This is a genomic window from Mesorhizobium sp. P2_E6, from assembly GCF_056403835.1.
On the sequence record NZ_JBFUEQ010000018.1, the window covers coordinates 56659 to 63539 of the forward strand.

The window sequence follows — 6881 nt, forward strand, 5'->3', positions numbered from 1 at the left end:
TTTTCTCGCTGCCGTTACTGGCGGAAGGGGAAGTTGAAAGCCTTGAGCAAAGCCCTGGCTTCGTCGTCCGTCTTCGCAGTCGTACAAACGATGACGTCCATGCCCCAGATCTGATCAACCTTGTCGTAGTTGATCTCCGGGAACACGATGTGTTCCTTGATGCCCATGGCGTAGTTGCCACGGCCATCGAAGCTCTTCGGATTGAGCCCGCGGAAGTCGCGGACGCGTGGCAGTGCGATGTTCACGAGGCGGTCGAGGAACTCGTACATGCGTTCCTTGCGTAGCGTGACCTTGGCGCCGATCGGCATCTTCTCGCGGACCTTGAAGCCGGCGATGGAGTTGCGGGCGCGGGTGACGACGGCCTTCTGGCCGGCGATCATCGCCAGGTCTTCGGCCGCGATCGAAGGCTTCTTCGAATCGCCGGTCGCTTCGCCAACGCCCATGTTCAGCACGATCTTGTCGATGCGCGGAACCTGCATCTCGTTGTCGTAGCCGAACTGCTCCTGCAGCGCCTTGCGGATGGTCTCGTTGTAGACCTGCTTGAGGCGCGGCGTGTTCTGAGCCTTGGACTGCTTGCTTTCAGCCTTGGGCTTCGTGGTTTGAGCCTTAGCCATTGATGACTTCTCCCGAGCGCTTGGCGACGCGCACCTTCTTGCCGTCCTTCTGGAAGATGAAGCCGACGCGGGTCGGCTTGCCATCCTTAGGGTCGGCCAGCGCGATGTTCGACAGCTGGATCGGCGCTTCCTTGGTGATGATCCCGCCCTCTTGGGACTGGGACTGCTTCTGGTGACGACGGATCATGTTGACGCCGCGCACCAGCGCGGTGTCTTCCTTCGGCTGAACCGAGAGGACTTCGCCCGAACGGCCCTTGTCCTTGCCGGCCAGCACGACGACCTTGTCGCCTTTTCTAATCTTTTGCATTGGTCCGGCTCCTTACAGCACTTCTGGCGCGAGCGAGATGATCTTCATGTGGTTCTTGGCGCGAAGTTCGCGCGGAACCGGTCCGAAGATACGCGTGCCGATCGGCTCTTTCTTGTTGTCGACGAGAACGGCTGCGTTCTTGTCGAAACGGATCACGCTGCCGTCCGGGCGGCGGATGTCCTTGGCCGTGCGAACCACGACCGCCTTCATCACATCGCCCTTCTTCACGCGGCCGCGCGGGATGGCTTCCTTGATCGACACCACGATGATGTCGCCCACGGAAGCGTATTTCCGCTTCGAGCCGCCCAGCACCTTGATGCACATGACACGACGGGCGCCGGAATTATCCGCGACGTCGAGGTTTGTTTGCATCTGAATCATGACTGGCCGCCTTCTTCTTTTCTAACGGGACGGGCTCAAAGCCCCTCCCCGGTCTGTCCAAAATTCGTTGTTTACGCCTGGTCCGAAGACACGACGATCCAGCGCTTGTCCTTGGAAATCGGCTTCGATTCCTGGATGAACACCTGATCGCCAACCTTGTGGGCGTTGTTCTCGTCGTGCGCCTTGTACTTCTTAGTCATGCGCACGGTCTTCTTCATCACGGGATGCGTGAAGCGCCGTTCGACCTTGACGACAACCGTCTTCTCGTTCTTGTCGCTGACGACGGTGCCCTGCAGAATGCGCTTTGGCATGGTTTTCGTCCTTAAGCCTTCTTAGCCACGGACTTTTCCGCAGCGATGGTCTTGATACGCGCAATGTCCTTACGGACCTGTCTCACGCGCGCGGTCTTCTCGAGCTGGCCGGTGGCCTTCTGGAAGCGCAGGTTGAACTGCTCCTTCTTCAGGCTGGCCAGGTCGTCGGTCAGCTGGTCCTGGGTCTTGGTCCGGATGTCTTCGGCTTTCATGATCAGCCCGTCCTTATTCTGCGATGCGCTGCACGAAGCGCGTCTTGACCGAGAGCTTGGCCGCGCCGAGACGCAGTGCCTCACGGGCGGTTTCTTCATTGACGCCGTCGATCTCGAACATGATGCGGCCCGGCTTGACGCGCGCCGCCCAGTAATCGACAGCGCCCTTGCCCTTGCCCATGCGGACTTCGGTCGGCTTCGAAGTGACCGGCACGTCCGGGAAAATACGGATCCAGACGCGACCGGCGCGCTTCATTTCACGGGTGATCGCGCGGCGGGCCGCCTCGATCTCACGTGCGGTGACGCGGTTCGGCTCAAGCGCCTTCAGCCCGAAACCACCGAAATCCAGATTGGTGCCGCCCTTTGCGGTACCATGGATACGGCCCTTGAACTGCTTGCGGAACTTTGTGCGCTTTGGCTGCAGCATCGTTCTAACTCCAAATTCCTAAATGTCTCACGCGTTTTCGCGACGACGACCGCGTTCGCGATCACCACCACCGCCATGTGCAGCATCACCCTCGGTCGCACGACGTTCCGAAGCCATCGGGTCGTGCTCAAGGATCTCGCCCTTGAACACCCAGACCTTGACGCCGCAGATGCCGTACGCCGTGTTCGCCTCGGCCGTGCCGTAGTCGACATCGGCGCGCAGTGTATGCAGCGGCACGCGGCCTTCGCGGTACCATTCCATGCGCGCAATCTCAGCACCGCCAAGACGGCCGGCGCAGTTGATGCGGATGCCTTCGGCACCGAGGCGCATCGCCGACTGCACGGCGCGCTTCATGGCGCGACGGAACGCGATACGACGCTCGAGCTGCTGGGCGATCGACTGGGCGACCAGCGTCGCGTCGATTTCCGGCTTGCGCACTTCAACGATGTTGAGGTGCGTCTCGGACTTCGTCATCTCCATCAGCTTCTTGCGAAGCTTCTCGATGTCGGCGCCCTTCTTGCCTATGATCAGACCCGGGCGCGCGGCGTGGATGGTGACGCGGCACTTCTTGTGCGGACGCTCGATGACGACCTTCGAGATCGCAGCCTGCTTGAGTTCCTTCTCAAGATACTTGCGGATCTTGATGTCCTCATGCAGCAGCTTGCCGTACTCGCCGGTGTTCGCGAACCAGCGCGAATCCCAGGTGCGGTTGATGCCGAGGCGAAGACCGATCGGATTGACTTTCTGGCCCATTATGCGGCCTCCCCTTTTTCTTCGACTTCACGAACGACGATCGTGAGGTGCGAGAACGGCTTCTCGATACGGCTGGCGCGACCACGGCCACGGGCATGGAACCGCTTCATGACGATCGACTTGCCGACATAGGCTTCCGCCACGATCAGTGCATCGACGTCGAGGTCGTGGTTGTTTTCCGCGTTGGCGATTGCCGATTCCAGCGTCTTCTTGACCGTGCCGGAAATCCGCTTGGCCGAAAATTCGAGATCGGAAAGCGCTGTCGCGACCTTCTTGCCGCGGATCAGCGCGGCAACGAGGTTCAGCTTCTGCGGGCTGATACGGATCGTGCGCAATACGGCGCGCGCTTCGTTGTCAGCAAGCCTGCGCGGAGCTTTGGCCTTGCCCATGATTATTTCCTCTTCGCCTTCTTATCCGCGCCGTGACCGTAATAGGTCCGGGTCGGAGCGAATTCACCGAACTTGTGACCGACCATGTCCTCGTTCACCGAGACGGGAACATGCTTCTGGCCGTTGTAGACACCGAAGGTGAAGCCGACGAACTGCGGCAGGATGGTGGAGCGACGGCTCCACATCTTGATCACCTCATTGCGACCACCTTCACGAACCTTGTCCACCTTCTTGAGAAGGTAGCCGTCGATGAAGGGGCCTTTCCAAATAGAACGAGTCACTTGGCGTTACCTCTTCTTAGCTCTTGCGCTGATGGCGCGAGCGCAGGATGAACTTGTCGGTCGCCTTGTTGGACCGCGTCTTCTTGCCCTTGGTCGGCTTGCCCCAGGGCGAAACCGGATGGCGGCCACCCGAGGTGCGGCCTTCGCCGCCGCCGTGCGGATGGTCGACCGGGTTCATGGTCACGCCGCGATTGTGCGGACGCTTGCCACGCCAAACCGTACGACCGGCCTTGCCGTCGTTGATGTTGCCATGGTCCGGATTGGACACGGCACCGACGGTGGCCATGCAGGAGCCGTGCACGACACGCTGCTCGCCCGAGTTGAGGCGCAGGATCGCCATGCCCTGGTCGCGGCCGACCAGCTGGCCGTAGCCACCTGCCGAACGGGCAACCTGGGCGCCCTTGCCCGGCTTCAGCTCGATGTTGTGGACGATGGTGCCGACCGGCATCGAGGCCAACGGCATCGCATTGCCCGGCTTCACGTCGACGGCTTCACCGGAAACGATCTTGTCGCCGGGGGCCAGACGCTGCGGAGCGATGATGTAGGACAGCTCGCCGTCGTCGTACTTGATGAGCGCGATGAAAGCGGTGCGGTTCGGATCGTATTCGATGCGCTCGACCGTGCCCACAACGTCGAACTTGCGGCGCTTGAAGTCGATGATGCGGTACGAACGCTTGTGGCCACCACCGATGAAGCGGGCGGTGATGCGACCGTAATTGTTGCGGCCGCCCGACTTGGTCAGGCCCTCGGTCAGACCCTTGACGGGCTTGCCCTTGTAGAGGCCCGAGCGGTCGACGATGACCAGCTGGCGGGTGCTCGGCGTTACCGGGTTGAATTTTTTCAGTGCCATTGTTCTGTCCTCGCGACCTTGCTCAGAGACCCGTCGCGACGTCGATCGACTGGCCGTCGGCCAATGTCACAATCGCCTTCTTGACGTCGCTCTGGCGGCCGATCGTGCCGCGGAAGCGCTTGATCTTGCCCTTGCGGACAAGCGTGTTCACGGCCATCACCTTGACGCCGAACAGCGCTTCGACGGCGGCCTTGATTTCCGGCTTCGACGCCTTCTTGGCGACGTTGAAGACGACCTGGTTCTGCTCGGAGGCCATGGTCGACTTTTCGGTGATCGCCGGCGAGACGATCACGTCATAATGACGAAGGTCGGTCATTTAAAGCGCTCCTCGAGAGCCTCGACGGCGGCCTTCGAAAGGACCAGCGTGCCGCGGCGCAGAATGTCGTAGACGTTGATGCCCTGGATGGGCAGCACGTCGATGTTGGGGATGTTCGTCGCCGCCAGCTTGAAGTTCTTGTCAAGCTCGGCACCGCCGATCACCAAAGCGTTGGTCAGGCCCAGCGTCGCGAAATTCGCGATCAGCGCCTTGGTCTTGGCCTCGGTCAGCTTCAGCTCGTCGATGATGATGATCGACGCGCTCTTGGCCTTGGCCGAGAGAGCATGCTTGAGGCCAAGCGCGCGAACCTTCTTCGGCAGTTCGTGCTCATGGCTGCGAACGACCGGGCCGTGAGCCTTGCCGCCGCCGCGGAACTGCGGAGCGCGTGCCGAATGGTGACGGGCGCGGCCCGTACCCTTCTGCTTGTACATCTTGGCACCGGTGCGCGCGATTTCGGCGCGGCCCTTGGCCTTGTGCGTGCCCTGCTGCTTCTTGGCGAGCTGCCAGCGCACGACGCGCTGCAGGATGTCCTCGCGCGGATCAAGGCCGAAAATCTCCTCGGAGAGTTCCACCTTGCCGGCGTCCTTGCCGCCAAGCGTTGTGATCTTGAGATCCATTATTCCGCTCCCTCTGTGGCCGGAGCCTCGTTCTTAGCAGCACTCCCTGCTGCAACTGGGCGGATCGCGGCAGGCTTCGGCGCATTGGCCGGCAGTGCCACCTTGGCCGCATCGCGGACCAGGATCCAGGCGCCCTTCGATCCGGGAACCGCACCGCGGATCAGGATCAGGCCGCGGTCGGCGTCGGTCGAAACGATCTCGACATTCTGCGTGGTGACGCGGGTGTCGCCCATGTGGCCAGCCATATGCTTGCCCTTGAACACCTTGCCCGGGTCCTGGCGCTGGCCGGTCGAACCGTGCGTACGGTGCGAGACCGAGTTACCGTGCGTCGCGCGGCCACCACCCATGTGGTGGCGCTTGATGACGCCCTGAAAACCCTTGCCGATCGTCGTGCCCGTCACATCGACCTTCTGGCCGGGGACGAAATGCTCGACGGTGATCTCGGCGCCGACATCGATCATGTTGTCGGCGGAGACGCGGAACTCGGCGACCTTCGCCTTCGGCTCGACGGAAGCGGTCGCGAAATGGCCGCGCAGCGCCTTCGACGTGTTCTTCACCTTGGCAAGGCCAACGCCGAGCTGAACGGCAGTGTAGCCATTCTTCTCCTGCGTGCGCTGCGCCACGACCTGACAGTTCTCCATCTGGAGAACGGTGACGGGAACATGTTCCCCGGCATCGTTGTAGATGCGGGTCATTCCCACCTTCTTTGCAATCACACCTGAACGCATCGGTTCAATTCCTTTAGAGTTCCGGGCCAGGGGCACCGCCCCTTACCGCGCTCTCATTCCCTTAGAGCTTGATCTCGACGTCCACACCGGCGGCCAGATCGAGCTTCATCAAAGCATCGACCGTCTGCGGGGTCGGATCGACGATGTCGAGCAGACGCTTGTGCGTGCGCATCTCGAACTGCTCGCGGCTCTTCTTGTCGACGTGAGGCGACCGGTTGACCGTAAACTTTTCGATCCGCGTCGGCAGCGGAATGGGGCCGCGGACGTTGGCACCGGTGCGCTTGGCCGTCGACACGATTTCCTTCGTCGAGGCGTCGAGCACGCGGTGATCAAACGCCTTCAGGCGGATGCGGATATTCTGTCCGTTCATGCGTCACTTCCTTGTTCTGGCGCGGCGCGGGCAACTCCTGCGCCCGCGACAGATCGGTTTAAGTCCAAATTACTCTTTGATGGTGACGACGATGCCGGCACCGACGGTGCGGCCGCCTTCACGGATAGCGAAGCGCAGCTTCTCTTCCATGGCGATCGGCACGATCAGCTCGACATCGACCGTGATGTTGTCGCCCGGCATCACCATCTCGGTGCCTTCCGGCAGCGACACGATGCCGGTCACGTCCGTCGTGCGGAAATAGAACTGCGGACGGTAGTTGGTGAAGAACGGCGTGTGACGGCCACCTTCGTCCTTGGTCAGGATG

General features: G+C 61.5%; 15 protein-coding genes. All 15 read right to left on the reverse strand.

The window, feature by feature from the left end; translation table 11 throughout:
• Positions 1–14 precede the first annotated feature (14 nt).
• Entirely contained in the window at positions 15–614 is a 600-nt protein-coding gene (gene rplE / locus AC1D08_RS31745; RefSeq protein WP_095089681.1) for a 50S ribosomal protein L5, read from the reverse strand.
• Positions 607–921, reverse strand: coding sequence for a 50S ribosomal protein L24 (gene rplX, locus AC1D08_RS31750; protein WP_013531428.1), 315 nt, complete (start codon positions 919–921; stop codon positions 607–609). The genes rplE and rplX overlap by 8 nt, the downstream gene beginning before the upstream one ends.
• A 12-nt stretch (positions 922–933) precedes the next feature.
• Complete coding sequence (gene rplN / locus AC1D08_RS31755) at positions 934–1302, reverse strand: 50S ribosomal protein L14 (protein ID WP_006205457.1); 369 nt, start codon at positions 1300–1302, stop codon at positions 934–936.
• 71 nt (positions 1303–1373) lie between these two features.
• A complete protein-coding gene (rpsQ, locus tag AC1D08_RS31760; RefSeq protein ID WP_010909280.1) occupies positions 1374–1613 on the reverse strand; it encodes a 30S ribosomal protein S17 in 240 nt (79 codons plus the stop codon).
• A gap of 11 nt (positions 1614–1624) precedes the next feature.
• Positions 1625–1825 (reverse strand): 50S ribosomal protein L29, encoded by a 201-nt coding sequence (rpmC, locus tag AC1D08_RS31765; RefSeq protein WP_457154019.1) that lies wholly within the window; start codon positions 1823–1825, stop codon positions 1625–1627.
• A gap of 13 nt (positions 1826–1838) precedes the next feature.
• Positions 1839–2252, reverse strand: coding sequence for a 50S ribosomal protein L16 (rplP, locus tag AC1D08_RS31770; protein ID WP_013531427.1), 414 nt, complete (start codon positions 2250–2252; stop codon positions 1839–1841).
• Positions 2253–2279: 27 nt separating this feature from the next.
• Positions 2280–3005, reverse strand: a complete 726-nt coding sequence (gene rpsC, locus AC1D08_RS31775) for a 30S ribosomal protein S3 (RefSeq protein ID WP_013895697.1) — start codon at positions 3003–3005, stop codon at positions 2280–2282.
• Positions 3005–3394, reverse strand: a complete 390-nt coding sequence (rplV, locus tag AC1D08_RS31780; protein WP_006205462.1) for a 50S ribosomal protein L22 — start codon at positions 3392–3394, stop codon at positions 3005–3007. The genes rpsC and rplV overlap by 1 nt, the downstream gene beginning before the upstream one ends.
• A 2-nt stretch (positions 3395–3396) precedes the next feature.
• Positions 3397–3675 (reverse strand): 30S ribosomal protein S19, encoded by a 279-nt coding sequence (rpsS, locus tag AC1D08_RS31785; RefSeq protein WP_006205463.1) that lies wholly within the window; start codon positions 3673–3675, stop codon positions 3397–3399.
• Positions 3676–3691: 16 nt separating this feature from the next.
• Entirely contained in the window at positions 3692–4525 is an 834-nt protein-coding gene (rplB, locus tag AC1D08_RS31790) for a 50S ribosomal protein L2 (protein ID WP_095089679.1), read from the reverse strand.
• A gap of 22 nt (positions 4526–4547) precedes the next feature.
• On the reverse strand, positions 4548–4841 hold the full coding sequence (locus AC1D08_RS31795; protein WP_010909275.1) for a 50S ribosomal protein L23: 294 nt from the start codon (positions 4839–4841) through the stop codon (positions 4548–4550).
• Positions 4838–5458 carry a 50S ribosomal protein L4 gene (gene rplD / locus AC1D08_RS31800; RefSeq protein WP_006333366.1) on the reverse strand — a complete coding sequence of 207 codons (621 nt, stop codon included), beginning with the start codon at positions 5456–5458 and terminating at the stop codon, positions 4838–4840. Before rplD ends, AC1D08_RS31795 begins: the two co-directional genes overlap by 4 nt.
• Positions 5458–6186, reverse strand: a complete 729-nt coding sequence (gene rplC, locus AC1D08_RS31805) for a 50S ribosomal protein L3 (RefSeq protein ID WP_184874355.1) — start codon at positions 6184–6186, stop codon at positions 5458–5460. Before rplC ends, rplD begins: the two co-directional genes overlap by 1 nt.
• A 61-nt stretch (positions 6187–6247) precedes the next feature.
• On the reverse strand, positions 6248–6556 hold the full coding sequence (gene rpsJ, locus AC1D08_RS31810; RefSeq protein ID WP_010909272.1) for a 30S ribosomal protein S10: 309 nt from the start codon (positions 6554–6556) through the stop codon (positions 6248–6250).
• Between the two features lie 69 nt (positions 6557–6625).
• Positions 6626–6881 (reverse strand): EF-Tu C-terminal domain-related protein (locus AC1D08_RS31815; protein ID WP_477246636.1); only part of this gene is annotated, 256 nt, incomplete at its 5' end.